The following is a 15,873-nucleotide window of genomic DNA, read 5'->3' as shown; positions in this document are numbered from 1 at the left end:
GATTTTAACAACTTTAATTTTTTGCATGGTTAGTATGCAGTGTGAGCTGGAGCATCACTCCAATCATTATACCAATCCGCAATAATACTTAATCATTTTGCGGGGCTAAACGTGTCGCTACCTTTGTTAAAAAATTCTCATTTAGAAAAACTAAATAGCGAATTTTTTGCCTAGCTATCAACACGTTTCTCCATCCTCAAAATAGATCACTTAATTAAGCGAATTAGTATTAGTTGTTTCTCATAACAGAATTCTTATAATGAATAATCGGTTTAGAGGGATATTTTATGATTGAAGTCATAGGCTTAAATAAGCAATTTTCTGACAATGTTGTTTTTAAGGATTACAGCAAAGTTTTTTCAGATCAAAAGGGGTGTATTGAAGCGCCTAACGGTCAAGGAAAAACGACATTACTTATGATGCTAGCAGGACTTGAGAAGCCACAAAGTGGTTCACTTTTATTCGCAGGTAATCGGTTGAGCACTCCAACAAAAACCGTAGCAATTGCCAGTGACCGTATTGCGTTACCAGATTTTTTAACTGCAAATCAAATTATTGATTTATCTGTTAACACATTAGGTTGCGATTGGCCTCATTCGCTGGTTAACGGGTTTAACTTTAATGCATTTTTAAATACGCGATTCGAGGCACTGTCGTCGGGAAATCAAAAAAAATGCCAGCTAATTTTAGCATTAATGCGTAAATCCCCTTATTTATTACTAGATGAGCCAAGTGCTGCGCTCGATCAAACCAGTATTCTTTACCTTTTGAGCCAACTCGATGCTTATTTGGCTGATAAACCCAATAGGCAAATTATCATTACTTGCCATGAGCCAGCTGTATTTATTGAGCATGGTTTTAAGTGTATCTCGCTATGAGTATCATAAGCGTAAAAAGTAAACTTAATCAGTATCTCGCGTTTATAAGTTATCGGTATTTAGCGTACACGTTTGAGCTTAAGCAATTGCTTCAGCAGTTAAAAAACTTTAGTTTGTTATTTTTAGTTGTGTTGGGATCATCCGCTCTTGGGTTTGTATTATTGCTTTTTTTAGGTCTTGGAAAAATTATAGACAGTGCAGATACGCCTTTATATGGCGCGCAAATGGCACTATTTTACTTGTTATTGCAAAGCGTGATGATAAGCGCAATGAAACTGGCGATTAAAAATAGTAACCAACGGATGTTTCAACTTACGATCGCTCACCCTAGCTGGCTTCACCTAGCCGATATTAAATTGTTATTTATCAGCAATGGCTGGCTTATCGCTAGTTTGTTGATAGCACTTGACCTTACCTTGGTACAGTGGTTAAAAGTACCGCATTTTATAGTGTTTATGTGCCTTCAGTTAGGGTTAGGTGTTGTATGTTTATACAAACCTAGTGCACTAGTTTATGGTTTCATATTAAGCGGCCTATTTTTATTTACTCCCATCGACATACCGCCGCTTATTTATCATATTGGTTTTTCAATCATCTTTAGCATTAGCTTGCTTATACCTAGAGTTAATATAAATGGGCGTGTTAGTGTTCGGTCATTATTTGGCTTTTGGTTTTGCTACTTTATAAACCATAGCTGGACACTGGTATGGCGTATGTCGTTACTTTTATGTGTGTTTATGGGCTCGTCTACGTTAGTCGCTGAGCGTGCCGATCTCGTTAATATACTTGATGCTGTGGCGATGGCTTTTATTGTATTATTTTGCAGCTCATTACAATTTGATTGCGCTAAAGTTTATGCACAATATCGCTTGTTTTTTAATACATTCCAAAAAGCACGGACGTTTTATATTAGCCAGTTTATACCTAGTATGCTGTTATTTTTAGCGACCTTTGTAACTTACAGCATTACGTTTGAGAGATTAAACATTATTTTGTTGAGTTTAGGTTTACCGTGGTGTTTGTTGCAGGTTTATTTTGCACAAAAAAAACCAGCGCATTATGCGCTGGTTTGGATTGTTTTTATAGCTGGGCTGCTTGCTTTACTAAATTAGTTACGCAGCATCAGCTTCTTTTTTAACGCTATTACGTGCTGCTTTGCCTGCAAGTAAATCAGCTGGGTCAAAGTCATCAACGTTAATAACATCTAAACGAGATTGCTCAACAGCAGCTAGTTTATCAGCCTCTGCTTGGCTTAAAATGCCTGCTTCAAGTCCCATTTGCGCTACTTTATCAAGCTGGAAGAATGGCAGTTTAAGGCCTTTCTCTTTACATACTCTTTCAAATAATGGCTCAACGTCTAAGATGTCTTTAAGCGTTTGCTCTTGACGACCCACAAGGTTAAGCGGCTCATTTTTTAAGTATACGTAGCTTGCTAAACGGTTACGCGTTTCACTAGGTACTTGTAGTAGTTGCGCAAGTTTATGCTCAAGTTGGTCAGTTGGTTTACGAACCGGGCGACCAAACGGGAATAACAATACTTTTAACACGGCACGTAGTGGAGCCGAAGGCATGTTATTAATTAAATCAGCAAGTGCGCGTTGGCAATGATAAAGGTGATCTTGGCAACTCCATTTTACTAGAGCAAAATCTTCTTTTTTACGGCCTTCGTCGTTGTAACGCTTAAGCGTTGCAGACACTAAGTATAAGTAACTAAGTAAGTCACCTAAACGTGCTGAAATACGTTCTTTACGTTTTAGTGAGCCACCAAATACTGCCATGCTAATGTCAGACATAAGTGCAAGTGATGCACTAAAGCGTGACGCTATACGGTAAAATTCAGCGGTTTCGTCGTTGTACGGCACACTTGTAAAACGAGCGCCGGTAAGAGCAAGCCACTTAGTACGTACAAGGTTCGACATAGTAAAACCAATGTGACCCATTAGCGCTTTATCAAATACGTTAAGCGCCTCTTCGCGGTCTTCAATTTCGCACGCACCAAGCTCGGTAAGTACAAATGGATGACAGCGAATCGCACCTTGACCATAAATAATCATATTACGGGTCAAGATGTTTGCACCTTCAACGGTAATGGCAATAGGTGCACCTTGATAGCCACGACCTAAATAGTTATTTGGCCCAAGCATGATGCCCTTACCGCCAAGTACATCCATTGCATGAATAGTTGCATCACGCATTTGCTCTGTCAGGTGGTATTTAATAATGGCAGAAACTACCGATGGCTTTTCGCCTAAATCAACCGCACCCGTAGACATACTAACCGCAGCATCAGAGCTGTAAGCGTAACCAGCAAGTTTTGCTAGTGACTCTTCAACACCTTCCATTTTACCAATAGGTAAACGGAACTGACGACGAATGCGGCTATACGCACCCGTTGCAACGGCAATCATTTTAATGCCACCGGCAGAGTTTGACGGTAACGTTATTGCACGACCAACCGATAAACACTCAACCAGCATGCGCCAGCCTTGACCAGCCATATCTGGACCACCAATAATATAATCAAGTGGTACGAAAATATCTTTACCGCGAGTAGGACCATTTTGAAATGGTACGTTAAGCGGGAAATGTCGACGACCAATTTCAACTCCAGGAGTGTCCGTTGGAATAAGTGCACAGGTAATGCCTGGCTCTTTATTGTCGCCAATTAGCCCATCTGGATCTTGTAACTTAAACGCAAGACCAAGTACGGTAGCCACTGGGGCAAGTGTAATGTAACGCTTATTCCACGTTAAACTAACACCCACAACTTCCTCACCATTCCATTGCCCTTTACATACCACACCGTAGTCTGGAATTGAGCTTGCATCAGAACCCGCTTCTGGCGAAGTTAATGCAAAACATGGAATTTCTTGACCGCTCGCTAGGCGCGGTAAGTAATGATCTTTTTGCTCTTTTGTACCATAGTGTTGTAATAATTCACCTGGGCCTAAAGAGTTTGGTACACCAACAATTGACGAAAGTAATGTTGATTTACTTGTTAGTTTTTGAAGTACACAAGACTGTGCAAATGCAGAAAACTCTAAACCGCCGTATTCTTTTTTGATGATCATGGCAAAGAATTTATTATCTTTTAGATATTGCCATACATCTTGAGGAAGGTCGGTTAGTTCGTGCGTTGCTTCCCAATCGTCCAACATGCTACATACTACTTCAACAGGGCCATCAACAAAGGCTTGCTCTTCAATAGTAAGTTTAGGAACTGGGTATTGGTGAAGTTTTTTCCAATCTGGGTTACCGCAAAATAAGTCAGCTTCCCACCACGTCGTACCGGCATCAATAGCTGATTTTTCAGTATCAGACATGCTTGGCGTTACTTTTTTAAACGTAGCAAAAATAGGCTTGATGATATATTGCTGACGAAGGCCAGTAACAGAAAGAGGAACCGCGATGATCAAAAAGATCAACCAGCTAATTAAACCAAAAGCACCCGCAAAGGTACCAATTAATAAAGTTATAGCCGAAACACCAAGTGCTGTGTTCCAACTTGCTCTGTGGTAAACCGCAGTGCAAAGCAACGCGATTAGAACCAGTGTAAATATGAGTGTCATTTTTATTCCTTAATAGAGGTCAGACCACCTCACTTAGAGTAGCGCTAGTAACAGTAATTTTCAAGTACATAACGATGTTAAATTGTAGTAGAAAGTAACTTAAATACGATATTTAATTACCCGACAGAGGAACGCTCAATAACTATCGTATAGTCAAAGCATTAGCCGTAAGTAGTGTTAACGTAAAAATAAATAAATCTAATAGCAAAATGACACTTTTTAAGTAAGTATAGCCGTTATAGCGGGCTGCAATTTAGTGTACGCTTAATACACAAATATTCGCTATTTATTTTAATGTATGGTTTTTAAGGGTTATTTTATTAATGTGTGAATTACTTGGCATGTCAGCCAATGTGCCTACCGATATTTGTTTTAGTTTTTCAGGCCTTTTAGAGCGTGGTGGTAATACAGGTCCTCATAAAGATGGTTGGGGTATTACATTTTACGAAGGTAAAGGCTGTAGAACCTTTAAAGATCCTGAGCCGAGTTATCAATCTGAAATTGCAAAGCTCGTTAAAGCATACCCCATTAAAAGTGTCTCGGTTATTAGCCACATTCGCCAAGGTAATCGAGGTCGGGTATGTCTTGAAAATACTCATCCGTTTACTCGTGAGTTGTGGGGGCGTGAAATAACCTATGCTCATAACGGGCAGCTATCTAATTATCATGATTTAAAAACAGAGTACTATCGCCCAGTGGGTAACACCGATAGCGAACTCGCTTTTTGTTGGTTGCTTGATAAAATTCGCGAAAAATACCCAAAGCGTCCAAGTAATATGGCGTCGGTTTTTAGATACGCGGCTAAGCTTTCGCAAACTCTGCGTGAAAAAGGCGTGTTTAATATGTTATTGACCGATGGGGTGTTTGTTTTAGCGTATTGCACTAATAACTTACACTACATAACGCGCCGTGCGCCATTTGGTAAAGCAACGTTGATTGATGCCGACATGGTGGTTGATTTTCAACAAGAGACCACACCAAACGATGTAGTAACAGTTATAGCTACAAGGCCTTTGACGAATGATGAGCGCTGGCAAAAAATGGAGCCTGGGGAATTTGCATTGTTTAAAATGGGTGAGCTAATTTAGCCCACCTATTTTAAATACTAAATTAACTTAACTTAACTTAACTATGGTTTAATTAAATTTAGTTAGCTTCTTGAGGTTGTTGTGCTGTAGCAGGCGCAACAGCTGTAGGCGCAGTAACAGTAAATGAATTCATTTGAACTTCAAACTGCTCCATACCTTTTTCGCCTTTCCACATACGTACCAGCATGTAATCCATTTCTGGCGCAAACCATGCAATTGCTTGGCGTTTATCGTTATCGTATAAACGCTTCACTTTAATGGCTTCTACATTACCGATAGGTAAGGAGATCATCTCTTTTTCAACAACTTCAAAGTTGTAGTCGCGGCGGTTACCTTTTTTATCTATAAGGGGGAATGAAAAGCTTGTTTCGCCTTTTTTCAATCCTTCGCGCACTTGCACTTGGTACGAAATAGCATCCTGAAATTCATCAGTCCATTCGCATTTAAGTGGGTATTCACTAGCGCTGCTAGTCACTACTTTGTTTGTTGTATCAAAATCAATTTTGTAATCTTTATCTGGGCCTGTCCCTGTACGAATCATGTTGTAATGATGCGGGGTAACCTTGCCATCTTTAAAGGTAAACTTTGATGTTTCTTCACGAGAGTCAGAGAAAATCATCCACTCAATATTGCTGTGGTATGTAAGTTCATAAGTATCGTCGCCCGTTTTTTTGAGCTCACGAACAGCCTCACCATGATTTTTACCTTTGCGTAAAATATCGTAATTAGCTTGATACTGGGTCAATTCGCCTGCAATTAGGCTAGTTGGAAGTAAAGCGCCCGCACATAACAACAGGGCACTTATTTTTTTATTGTGGGTAGTGCGCGCCGTGTGCAGGAAGTTGTTTTTTGTCAAGAACTGCATAATCTGCTTCCATAGTAAGTCTGTGTTCACTGAACCACTTGACCACCAAAGGATAAATTATATGCTCTTGCTCATGCACGCGTTTTGCTAATGTTTCTGCTGTATCATCCTTGAGTACAGGTATTTGCGCCTGAAGAATAACGGGACCGCCGTCTAATTCTTCAGTAACAAAGTGAACACTTACGCCATGAACATCGTCTTTTGCATCAATTGCTCTTTGGTGGGTATTCAGCCCCTGATACTTAGGCAACAAAGATGGATGAATGTTCAACATTTTTCCAACATATTTTTGCACTAAGCCAGGAGTAAGAATACGCATAAACCCAGCTAATACAACTAGATTTGGCATAAAAGAGTCGATAACGTTCATTAATTGCGCATCGTACGCTTCGCGCGAGTCAAAATCTTTATGACTGAGCACTTTTGTAGCAATACCTGCTTGTTTTGCACGCTCTAGGCCATAAGCGTCTGCTTTATTACTAATAACAGCCGCTATATGCCCGTTTATCTCGCCACGTTCGCAGGCATCTATGATGGCTTGTAAATTAGAGCCACTACCTGAGATTAAAACTACCAGACGAGTCGGTGCCATTACTTAGCACCACCTACAATTTCAACTTGCTCTTCGCCAGCTGCTGCATCTTGAATTTCACCAAGGTGCCATGCATTTTCGCCCAAGTCTTTTAGCATTGTTAAGCTTTGCTCAAGTTTGTCAGCAGGGACTACTAAAACCATGCCTACACCACAGTTAAATGTACGGTACATTTCGTGTGTAGTAATGTTGCCGTTTTCTTGTAACCAATTAAAAATTGGTGGCCACTGCCAGCTATCACCTTTAACTACAGCTTTTGCTGAAGCGGGTAATACGCGTGGAATGTTTTCCCAAAAACCGCCGCCAGTAATATGCGAAAGCGCATGTACGTCAACGTTTTTGAATAACTCAAGTAAAGGTTTTACGTAAATACGCGTAGGCTCAAGTAGAGTTTCGCCTAATGTTTTACCTTCAAAGTCAGCGCTGGTATCAGCTTTTGACACTTCAAGTACTTTACGAATTAAAGAGAAGCCATTTGAATGAGGACCGGTTGAAGCAAGTGCAATAAGCTGATCGCCTGCTGCTACTTTTGTGCCATCAATAATTTTTGATTTTTCTACAACGCCTGTACAAAAGCCTGCCATGTCGTAGTCTTCACCATCATACATACCTGGCATTTCAGCTGTTTCGCCACCAATTAGGGCACAACCTGAAATTTCACAACCTTTGCCAATACCTGTCACTACGTCAGCTGCTGTGTCTACATCTAGTTTACCAGTTGCATAGTAATCTAGAAAAAACAGGGGTTCAGCACCTTGAACAATTAAGTCGTTTACACACATTGCAACTAAATCAATACCAACCGTATCGTGTTTTTTTAAGTCGATTGCTAAACGTAGTTTAGTACCAACGCCATCTGTGCCTGCAACTAATACTGGTTGCTTGTAGCCTTCAGGAATTTCGCAAAGTGCGCCAAAACCACCAATTCCGCCCATTACTTCAGGACGACGAGTTTTTTTAACTACGCCTTTAATACGCTCAACAAGTGCATTACCAGCGTCGATATCTACGCCCGCGTCTTTATAGCTTAGAGACTGTTTTTGTTCGCTCACAGGTTTTCCTCAAAATAGTTGTTTTGGGTTGCTTAGAAACGCGCGTATTTTACAACAATTGCAAGGTCGCGGCTAGCGTAAATGTAATTTTGAAATAATTAACAAGGACACTTGTCCGCTGTTTGTTGTTTAAATAAACAAAAAAACGCCCGTAGGCGTTTTTTTAGTATTAAAGGCGTTAAATTAACAGCTATGCTTTTGCGGTTAATATGGCTCGAAGTGGAGCGGGGTAGCCTTCAATTGTTTTACTTGTATCGTTTGGATCTAAAAAATCGATTAACGATTCGTTTTCCATCCAGTCGGTTTTACGTTGCTCTTCAAGCGTGGTAATAGCGCAATCTTTTATTTGCACATCTTTAAAGCCAACGCGCTCCATCCACAGCTTTAATGCTGCAGTACTAGGAATAAACCAAACGTTGCGCATTTTAGCGTAGCGGTCGGTAGGGACTAATACCGTGTTTTCGTCGCCTTCAATTACTAGGGTTTCAAGTACGAGTTCGCCGCCTGGGCGAAGCTGCGCTTTTAACTGCGCTAAAAAGTCGATAGGTGAGCGACGATGATAAAGTACACCCATAGAAAAAACAGTATCAAACGCTTTAAGCTCGGGTAATGCTTCTACGCCTAGTGGCAGTAAATGTACGTTTTCATCTGGGTTGTAGTGTTTAATTGCCTGAAACTGACATAAAAATAAATCAGATGGATCAATACCCACTACAAACTCTGCGCCTTCACCGCGCATACGCCATAAATGATACCCCGAGCCACAACCAATATCTAAAACAGTGCGGCCTTTTAATGGCTCAATATGAGGAAGCAGGCGGTCCCACTTCCAATCACTGCGCCACTCTGTATCTATTTCAATACCGTGCACACTAAATGGGCCTTTGCGCCATGGCATCATGCGTTTTAATAAATGCATGGCTTGCTTTTGCTCGCCATCACTCATCTCGCCAGCGGCGCCAATTTCTACCTTTGTAGAAATATCAACATGGGAAGTTGCCACCTCAGGCAAGTTTTTAAGTACTTTTTGCCATTTAGGCAAATCACCATGGCTAGCCTCGTTTTGCCAATGTTTTAATTGAGCAGGGAGGGTTTCTAGCCAGTGACTAAGTGGGCTTTGTGCGATAGATGCGTAAAATTGGTTAAACCATTGAGACATGGATGACTCTCTTTATTTAATTGCTACCATTGAGCAAAAATTAAAACATTGATACCACACTTGAGTTTGGCTAAAACCAATATCTTGTAAGCGAGTAAAGTGAGCGCTTAGTGTATCTGGGCGCATAACGTTTTCGATGGCGGTACGTTTTTGGCTTATTTCAAGCTCTGAGTAGCCATTGTGACGTTTAAAGTCGTGGTGCAAATCAATTAATAGGTTATCGCATTGCTCGTTTTCGGCTTTAATTTTTTCGCTTAGCAGCAATACACCACCAGGCTTTAAATTAGCGTATATTTTTTCAAGCACGGCTTGGCGCTGCGCATGTGGAATAAACTGCAACGTAAAGTTCATTGCTACTACTGAGGCGTTTTGAATCTCAAGCTCGTTAATATCGCCCAAAGTAACAGTAACCGGAACATCCGATTTAAAACCTTGTAAGTGCACCTTACAACGCTCAACCATAGCTTGAGAGTTATCTACCGCTATTATATGGCAGTTATCGGTGCGAATGTTACGGCGCATGCTAAGCGTGACTGCGCCCAGTGAGCAGCCTAAATCATAAAGATTTGAGTTACTTTGTGCGTACTCACCCGCAAGTTTACCCATAGTGCTTACAATGGTGGCATACCCAGGTACAGAGCGCTGGATCATATCTGGAAAAACTTCGACTACATTTTGGTCAAAGCTAAAATCTTTTACTTGTTGCTCAGAGGCATAAATACTGTCTTTTATGGTCACGAAGGCAGTCTCTTTGTAAATAATGGCGCTATTTTAACATTTTATACTGGATAGTCAGTGATAAATTCAGTAGCTTGACTAGAATTATGAATAATAAGTACAAAAGAGAAGATTAAATGAGCAAAAGTAAGGTCATCAGCACAGACGATATATTAGCAACCCTTTGTCATTCAGTGACAGGTGTACTCACATCAGCCAGCGGTAATGGTATTAGCTACTCAGCCATGGTGCAAAAAATAACACGTACATGCATGCGACCAGATATTGGCTGCTTTGTTTTATTTGACGGCGGTTTTACAGGGCTCGTAATTACCAACTTTACTTCGCAAGCGGCGATGGAAATTTATGGCGATTACATGCGCAATATGGGAATGCCAGAAGATGAAATAGCGCATAGCCATTTATCAGACGACGTATCAAACGTACTAGGCGAGTTGATGAATCAAATTGTTGGCGACTTTACGTCTAAAGTGCGTGAGCAATTACATACGTCTATTACGCAAAACCAGCCAAAAATGATGGCAATAAACAAGCAAGTGCAAATATCGGTAGATACCACGATGGATCGCCCGCAAGCCCGCCGCGTAACATTCACGACAAGTAAGCAAAATATTTTTTACTTGGAATTAGCGATGGATAAAACAGAGTTCATTAAATTACACGACTTTGATATTGCAGAAGCACTCGACCCAGACGATATAATTGAAAACGAAGCACGAAAAAAAGCGGACAAAGAAAAATCATCTAAAGCAGTAGAACAAGATGATGGCGATGATGATTTTATGGCAGGCCTAGGGCTTTAAGTCTATTTACGTAGGTTGGGTTGAGAGAAACGAAACCCAACGACTGCTCAGCTATTAATCTTTAGTTATGAGTGTTCAGGTTAGTGATTAAAATAAAAGCGCGATTTATATCGCGCTTTTGCGTCATGTTAGCTTTATTTGAATAAGTAAACCTACTCTTTAAATTTATAGCCCACACTATAAACCGCTGCTATTGGGTTTAGTCCTGCTTGAATGTCGTTAATCTTTTTTCGTATATTTTTAATATGTGTATCTATGTTGCGATCGGATATGTCGGTTGTGTCGCTGTATACGTTATTAATAATATCTTCGCGGGTAAAAACACGCCCTACGTGGCTTATAAATAATAAAAATATTTTAAACTCGACGGCGGTAAAGCCAATACTTTTGTCGTTTAGGCGTGCTTCGTAATCGTCTTTGTGTAATTGGAAATTATTATGATTAATGATGTTGGTTTTAGGCTGGCTGGTCCTTCTTAGTACGGCTTTTATGCGTGCTACAACTTCATTGGGGCTGAAGGGTTTGCATATGTAGTCATCGGCGCCGAGCTCTAAACCCTGCAAGCGGTCTATTTCTTCACTTTTTGCGGTAAGCATAATAATAGGCACACTTGAAAAGGCTCTAATTTGCTTACATAGCTCTATGCCATCAACATCTGGCAACATTAAATCAAGAAGTATTAAATCTACTGCGTTTTGTTTTACAAAACTAACTACACCTTTGCCGCTATTAAAGTGCTCAGTTTCGTAATTTTGTTGCTTAGCGTAGGCAATAAGTACCTCGGCAATGTTTTCTTCGTCTTCAACGATAAGTATTTTTTGTGATGCCATTATTTTAACCCAAAAGTGCCAGCGTTATTTTAACTTCTAGTCCACCAAGTGGTGAGTTGTGCAACGATATTTGACCACCATGTGCTTCTACTATTTGTTTGCAAAGTGCAAGCCCTAAGCCCGAGCCGCCGTGCTCTCGGCTTCGAGATTTTTCAACGCGATAAAAACGCTCAAACAATTTTTGTAAGTCGTTTGGTAAAACACTTGGGGCTGAATCTTGTAAAATAAGCTCAATGTTATTGGGTCTTTTGTGGGCAAGTATTATTACTTGCCCACCTTTATGCGTGTATCTGCAGGTATTTTCTAACAGGTTTGAAAATAATTGTATAAGGCGTTCTTTATCACCATTTATTATACATTTGCCGGCTTTGGTTAAGCTTTTGCTATCTACATTTAATTCATGCTCTTTAAAGCGAGCGGTGTAGTTTTCAATTGATTGCTCAAAAATAGTGATTAAATCAATGCGCGCATTGTTATAGGTTAAATTAACGCTATCTGTTTGTGCTAGTTGGGCTAGGTCGTCAACAATGTGGCTTAAGTTATCTACTTGGTTTATGAGTAAATTAATGCGCTTTGTGTCGGCCGTAAATACGCCATCTTGAACGGCTAGTAAATGCGAGCGTAGTACGGTAAGTGGGGTTCTTAATTCGTGGGATGTGTCTGACACCCATTGAAACCGCATTTGTTGGTTTTGCTCAAGCGTGTGGGCTAAGGCATTAAAGTTGTTGGATAGGGTACCTAGCTCATCTTTACTAGAGGGAATTATTCTGCTGGCAAAATTTCCTTTTGTTAACTCATCGGTGCCAGTCACTATTTGCTTTATTGGTTTTATTAAATGGCGAGATAACATAATAGCCATAATAAATGCGAGCACAATAACGAGTAACGTGATCATAAAATAGTTATGAAATTGCGCTGCTAAAAAGGCTTCTGCTGGGCTACTTTGTACAAGTTTTGAAGGGACTAAACCTATCCAGCCTATAACGTTATTGTTTAATAAAATAGGCTCTATATGTGGGTTGTCGTTTAAATTAGCTCTACCAACAACAACCTTTTTATTTTGATCATACAAACTTATACGTTGCCCTGTTTTAAGGGAACCTGCAGGTAAGTGTACCCACAATAAAGAGGGCGTTGCATTGCTGCTATTTGGTTTGGGTGGGGTGCTTGTGTGTTTATTCGTTTTAGGCTCGCCTGGCTTTTTTTGTGGCTCTACAATAGAGCGCCATAATTGCGTGTTTTGCGTAATGGGTTGCCAACTGCCTAATTCGCTATAAAGCTCAATAAGTTGATGCTTAACCATTGCGACATGCTTTGTTTCTTCTTGTTCAACAAAGTCGTTAAAACCTGACGAAAAGGTCATGTATATAAACACAAACATAAGTCCAACAAGGGCGATATTAGTGATAAAAAAAGCTAAAAAGAATTTATGTATTAATTTCACTGATTGGCAAATAGTAAAAATCATGACGTTAACGTACCAAGCAGTATTGCATATTGATTATGTGCCTACAATTAGCGTATTTAGGGAGTTGCTTACTAAAATCCTTTTTAAGTAAGCTTTTAGGTATGTTGATATTTGGACTAGAACTTTATTTTTGCGGTATCGCCAGCACCCAGTAACTTATATTGTGGTTTTACAAAGCTTGCGTGAACTGCACCTAAACTTTTAGGGAACGATATGGCAAGCTCATCTACTGTTGTAAATGTGTGCTTCGCTTGAAAAACAATTTCTAGGTCGTGCGCTTCGTTGTTGTTGCTGGTGGTAAAAGTGACGCGTTCAAACACGATAACTTGCTGATTTACACGTAAGCTCGTTTTTTGTTTAAGTGCATTTTTTGCAAACTCTTCTTGTTGCTCTGCACTTAAGTTTGTAGGCATAAGCTTATCAATATCGCCCATAAGCCATGCTTGCTCGCTTTGCAGCGCTGAAATTAAGTGCTCAGCATTAGTTAATACTTTAACCTCAACTTGCCCGTCTCTTAAAATTACTTGGGCTGTTGTGTTTTTTAATACATGGGCGCTCACTTGAGCGCTCATACTTGTTAAAATACACGCGAGCATTAGCCATTTTAATTTTTTTAAAAAATACATAATTACTACCTTTTATTGAGGTTGCTCAATAATTGCTTTACAAATAAGGGTGTTGTCGGTTTCTAAGTCTTCGCCCCATATGAATTTTGCATTTTCATCCCAGTTAATATCGTCGTAACCGTCTTTTGGTCCTACATCGGCAAAGTTGTGCTCTACTGCATTAGCCCAATTCGTATCGTCAAAGTTACTTTGCAGCCAGTCAGTTGGTGCTTCTTTTGACATAAACGTACAAGCGCCTTCGCCCGCTACAGGGTTTGTTTCGCTTTCGCATAATTTGTTAAGCGGCGCTTTGTGAAGTATTTCGCATTTAAAGCTTTTATCGCTTACGGCAACTACTTTATTTGTATAGGTGTCGGTAAGTTGCATAATAAAACCGCCATCACCCATTTGCTGATTTTTAGCGCCGATGTATTCAAGCCCAGTGTCGTTTTGCTTAAAGTCTTTAATTATTAAATTAAGCTCAATAGGGTAGTTTGCAGAAAACGTAATACTTTCGGCATTAAATGAACGCTCTGTAGTTATAGGTACAGAATCTTCAACAAGTAACTGCTCGCCTATGTAGGCTGTAAACCAGTTATCAGCCCATGCTTCTAGCTTTAAGTTATGCTTGCCCGTAATGGCAGAATTTATATTTTGCTTAGTGACTGTAGGAGTAAGGTGATTTGGTTGCGGACCTCTACAAAATGTACCTGTTTGAACTTTGCCACTATTACTGATGGTTTTTTGTTTAAAGCTATAGCAGTCTTTTCCCTGTGATGCAGGGCTGTAGGTAGTAAAGTAGTTCTCGCCTTTGTATGAGTAGCTCATTGTACGGCTGCCGTTTTCAGAGATTGTGTGCGTTAGGTTTTCAACGCCTCCTTGTGGCGGGCGTAAGTCGGCTCTTATACCTTGAGTATCGCCACTAAGTGGTGACACTCTTGGTAATTTTGCGGTATCTACTTCACCAACTAAGCACTGAATAATATACGGCGGCGTAGCTGATGTTTGGTAGCGATAGCCAAATGTGTCGTCGGTTTGTCCGTTACATACATCAAGGTCACCTTTGGCAATTGCACTGCCGTCTGGGTTTTTACTGCCATACAGCGGGTAACCATCGTAAGCCCAACCAATAATGGCATCGCTTGTTTGGTTTTTCATTGTGTCAATCATACACGTTGGCGATACATGATAATGGTAGTCATCACCTCGTCCTGCGTGTCCGCCACATATATCTAACTGTCCGAGTGCTAAAGTGTCGTGTTTTTCATCGTAGCTATTTACGTCCAACTCACCTTGCGAAGAATAGTCGTATATTGGTACGCCGTTAACGGCAACACCTACGGCTGCATCAATTGTTGTTATTGTTTTTGCTTTTTTAGGATTTAGCTTTATAGGTGCTACGTAGTCTTTAGCTGGAACAGGTATTTGCTCGTTAGTACCTGTAATACCAGTCATTACTTCATGATCAGGATAAGTAGATGAGGCAATATAAGCATATTGTTCATCGCACGTAACAGATACGCTTTGATCAAACCCTGCATTACTTACTGATTGTGTAATAGCATCGCAACGAGGTGATTTTACGTTAGCGGTTAAATATGATTTATCAGGCTTTGGTTGCTCATTTGGTTTTGGTCTTGTATTAGGTTTGTGTTCGGCGCTACTGGCGCTTCGCGAGTATTTAACCGTCATACTTGCAGTATCGAGCGTAATATCTTTTACAGCAGCGAGTAATGCTGAGCGATCTACCTTTGTATCGCTATTAAAGGTAACCGGTGCAGATAACGCGTACACAGTATAAGTATAGCTTTTTTCACCTGGACCTTTAGAGCAAGGCGGCGCGTATTGGTTTAAATCGTTTACGCTATTAGAGCCCACTTCACCGAGGGTTTCGCCCGCTTTAATTTGTGTTTTATCGGCGGCAATATTGTACATGGTCCAATACCAATGCATTCCCTCTGGCGCTTTATGATCCATAATTAACGCATAATATTTGGTTGCCTTAGGTGCTCCACTCCAGTTAAGTGGGGGGCTAATGCTCTGCCCATCGCATGTATAAGTAATAGGCAAATTACCGCCATCACTTACTTTTGAGCTGGTTAGAGTAAAATCATTGAGGTTTGATTGTTCAAGCGATTGGCTGTTTTGCTCGTTGCAGGCACTTAAGGTTAAGCAGCACAGTGCACTGAGTAAAATGGCATGGGTATTTTTCATCATTTAAAAACT

General features: G+C 40.3%; 14 protein-coding genes. 4 read left to right on the top strand and 10 right to left on the bottom strand.

Going from position 1 to position 15,873, the window contains the following annotated elements; translation table 11 throughout:
• Positions 1-287: 287 nt before the first annotated feature.
• Together H5157_RS14290 and H5157_RS14285 are read left to right on the top strand one after the other, a co-directional pair.
• Positions 288-878, top strand: coding sequence for an ATP-binding cassette domain-containing protein (locus H5157_RS14290; protein WP_182724933.1), 591 nt, complete (start codon positions 288-290; stop codon positions 876-878).
• Entirely contained in the window at positions 875-1,990 is a 1,116-nt protein-coding gene (locus H5157_RS14285) for a DUF6136 family protein (RefSeq protein WP_182724932.1), read from the top strand. Before H5157_RS14290 ends, H5157_RS14285 begins: the two co-directional genes overlap by 4 nt.
• On the opposite strand, the gene fadE is transcribed toward H5157_RS14285, so the two are convergent.
• Complete coding sequence (gene fadE, locus H5157_RS14280; protein WP_002960075.1) at positions 1,991-4,447, bottom strand: acyl-CoA dehydrogenase FadE; 2,457 nt, start codon at positions 4,445-4,447, stop codon at positions 1,991-1,993.
• Between the two features lie 323 nt (positions 4,448-4,770).
• Between fadE and H5157_RS14275 the strand changes: the two genes are divergently transcribed.
• Complete coding sequence (locus H5157_RS14275; protein ID WP_182724931.1) at positions 4,771-5,535, top strand: class II glutamine amidotransferase; 765 nt, start codon at positions 4,771-4,773, stop codon at positions 5,533-5,535.
• A 58-nt stretch (positions 5,536-5,593) separates the two neighbouring features.
• On the opposite strand, the gene H5157_RS14270 is transcribed toward H5157_RS14275, so the two are convergent.
• The 5 genes from H5157_RS14270 to cmoA form a co-directional block, all read right to left on the bottom strand.
• On the bottom strand, positions 5,594-6,328 hold the full coding sequence (locus tag H5157_RS14270) for a DUF3108 domain-containing protein (protein WP_002959996.1): 735 nt from the start codon (positions 6,326-6,328) through the stop codon (positions 5,594-5,596).
• Between the two features lie 16 nt (positions 6,329-6,344).
• Positions 6,345-6,992 carry a phosphoribosylglycinamide formyltransferase gene (gene purN, locus H5157_RS14265; protein WP_002959994.1) on the bottom strand — a complete coding sequence of 216 codons (648 nt, stop codon included), beginning with the start codon at positions 6,990-6,992 and terminating at the stop codon, positions 6,345-6,347.
• Positions 6,992-8,044 carry a phosphoribosylformylglycinamidine cyclo-ligase gene (gene purM, locus H5157_RS14260; protein ID WP_182724930.1) on the bottom strand — a complete coding sequence of 351 codons (1,053 nt, stop codon included), beginning with the start codon at positions 8,042-8,044 and terminating at the stop codon, positions 6,992-6,994. The genes purN and purM overlap by 1 nt, the downstream gene beginning before the upstream one ends.
• A 190-nt stretch (positions 8,045-8,234) precedes the next feature.
• Complete coding sequence (cmoB, locus tag H5157_RS14255) at positions 8,235-9,203, bottom strand: tRNA 5-methoxyuridine(34)/uridine 5-oxyacetic acid(34) synthase CmoB (RefSeq protein ID WP_182724929.1); 969 nt, start codon at positions 9,201-9,203, stop codon at positions 8,235-8,237.
• 12 nt (positions 9,204-9,215) lie between these two features.
• Positions 9,216-9,941, bottom strand: a complete 726-nt coding sequence (gene cmoA / locus H5157_RS14250) for a carboxy-S-adenosyl-L-methionine synthase CmoA (RefSeq protein WP_007378000.1) — start codon at positions 9,939-9,941, stop codon at positions 9,216-9,218.
• Between the two features lie 116 nt (positions 9,942-10,057).
• Here cmoA and H5157_RS14245 point away from each other — a divergent pair, with 116 nt between their 5' ends.
• Positions 10,058-10,744: a DUF3334 family protein gene (locus H5157_RS14245; RefSeq protein WP_002959987.1), complete on the top strand. Its 687-nt coding sequence runs from the start codon at positions 10,058-10,060 to the stop codon at positions 10,742-10,744.
• Positions 10,745-10,896: 152 nt separating this feature from the next.
• On the opposite strand, the gene H5157_RS14240 is transcribed toward H5157_RS14245, so the two are convergent.
• From H5157_RS14240 to H5157_RS14225, 4 genes are all read right to left on the bottom strand, one after another.
• Positions 10,897-11,574, bottom strand: a complete 678-nt coding sequence (locus H5157_RS14240; protein ID WP_182724928.1) for a response regulator — start codon at positions 11,572-11,574, stop codon at positions 10,897-10,899.
• A gap of 4 nt (positions 11,575-11,578) precedes the next feature.
• Positions 11,579-12,937: an ATP-binding protein gene (locus H5157_RS14235; protein ID WP_259399365.1), complete on the bottom strand. Its 1,359-nt coding sequence runs from the start codon at positions 12,935-12,937 to the stop codon at positions 11,579-11,581.
• 221 nt (positions 12,938-13,158) lie between these two features.
• The gene (locus H5157_RS14230; RefSeq protein ID WP_182692507.1) at positions 13,159-13,668 is read right to left on the bottom strand and encodes a hypothetical protein; all 510 of its coding nucleotides are present in this window, start codon (positions 13,666-13,668) and stop codon (positions 13,159-13,161) included.
• A gap of 12 nt (positions 13,669-13,680) precedes the next feature.
• Positions 13,681-15,864, bottom strand: a complete 2,184-nt coding sequence (locus tag H5157_RS14225; RefSeq protein ID WP_182724926.1) for a YHYH protein — start codon at positions 15,862-15,864, stop codon at positions 13,681-13,683.
• Between the last annotated feature and the right edge of the window lie 9 nt (positions 15,865-15,873).

Origin of the sequence: Pseudoalteromonas sp. SG43-3 (genome assembly GCF_014164385.1) — a bacterium.
GTDB classification, from domain to species: domain Bacteria; phylum Pseudomonadota; class Gammaproteobacteria; order Enterobacterales; family Alteromonadaceae; genus Pseudoalteromonas; species Pseudoalteromonas distincta.
The sequence above is the reverse complement of the archived record's forward strand: the minus strand, read 5'-3'. Positions and strand labels throughout refer to the sequence as shown.

Excerpts from the sequence above, each read along its gene's own strand:
- H5157_RS14290 (WP_182724933.1), top strand. The coding sequence starts at position 288 with ATGATTGAAGTCATAGGCTTAAATAAGCAATTTTCTGACAATGTTGTT.
- H5157_RS14285 (WP_182724932.1), top strand. The coding sequence starts at position 875 with ATGAGTATCATAAGCGTAAAAAGTAAACTTAATCAGTATCTCGCGTTT.
- fadE (WP_002960075.1), bottom strand. The coding sequence starts at position 4,447 with ATGACACTCATATTTACACTGGTTCTAATCGCGTTGCTTTGCACTGCG.
- H5157_RS14275 (WP_182724931.1), top strand. The coding sequence starts at position 4,771 with ATGTGTGAATTACTTGGCATGTCAGCCAATGTGCCTACCGATATTTGT.
- purN (WP_002959994.1), bottom strand. The coding sequence starts at position 6,992 with ATGGCACCGACTCGTCTGGTAGTTTTAATCTCAGGTAGTGGCTCTAAT.
- cmoB (WP_182724929.1), bottom strand. The coding sequence starts at position 9,203 with ATGTCTCAATGGTTTAACCAATTTTACGCATCTATCGCACAAAGCCCA.
- H5157_RS14245 (WP_002959987.1), top strand. The coding sequence starts at position 10,058 with ATGAGCAAAAGTAAGGTCATCAGCACAGACGATATATTAGCAACCCTT.
- H5157_RS14240 (WP_182724928.1), bottom strand. The coding sequence starts at position 11,574 with ATGGCATCACAAAAAATACTTATCGTTGAAGACGAAGAAAACATTGCC.
- H5157_RS14235 (WP_259399365.1), bottom strand. The coding sequence starts at position 12,937 with ATGACCTTTTCGTCAGGTTTTAACGACTTTGTTGAACAAGAAGAAACA.
- H5157_RS14230 (WP_182692507.1), bottom strand. The coding sequence starts at position 13,668 with ATGTATTTTTTAAAAAAATTAAAATGGCTAATGCTCGCGTGTATTTTA.
- H5157_RS14225 (WP_182724926.1), bottom strand. The coding sequence starts at position 15,864 with ATGATGAAAAATACCCATGCCATTTTACTCAGTGCACTGTGCTGCTTA.